The sequence below is a fragment of the Burkholderia sp. B10 genome, from assembly GCF_004368385.1.
Classification (GTDB): Bacteria; Pseudomonadota; Gammaproteobacteria; order Burkholderiales; family Burkholderiaceae; genus Burkholderia; species Burkholderia vietnamiensis.
In genome coordinates, this window is sequence record NZ_PQMX01000187.1 from 1 (window position 1) to 441 (window position 441).

General features: G+C 64.4%; 1 pseudogene. It reads right to left on the bottom strand.

Annotated features, from left to right (window positions below):
* Positions 1–4: 4 nt before the first annotated feature.
* A pseudogene (locus C3Y15_RS31555) lies at positions 5–441 on the bottom strand (IS21 family transposase); the annotation flags it as partial.

A 441-nucleotide genomic window follows, 5' to 3' on the forward strand; every position in this document is an offset into this window, starting at 1 on the left:
GTCGTTAGACATGACGGTCCTCCGGTGGGTTGGCGCGCAGGGTTTCGTAGCGGCTCACGTCGGCAGCCGGCTCTTCGGTAAGCTGGAGTTTCGTCGTCGCGAGGTTGGTACTCGTGGTGGGAGCCTTCAACCGGCTCAGCACGTTCAGAACGTGCTCCCCACTGGGGCGTCCCGAGTCCAGCGCTGCCTGCACAGCAAGCAGCACGGCATCGAGTCCGTGTTCGCGCACCGCGGCGAACACCTGCGTCATGATGCGATCGCCTCCCGGGTGCTTCAGTAGGTGTCGCTGCAACTGCTGCAGCGGCTGTGGCATCGTGACGAACGGAGCGCCGTTGCGCAACGCGCCGGGTTTGCGCTCAACCAGCGTGATGTAATGGCGCCAGTCGTAGAAGGTCATGTGCCGCTCGAAGCTGCGTTCGTGGCGTGCGATCTCCTGGGCGT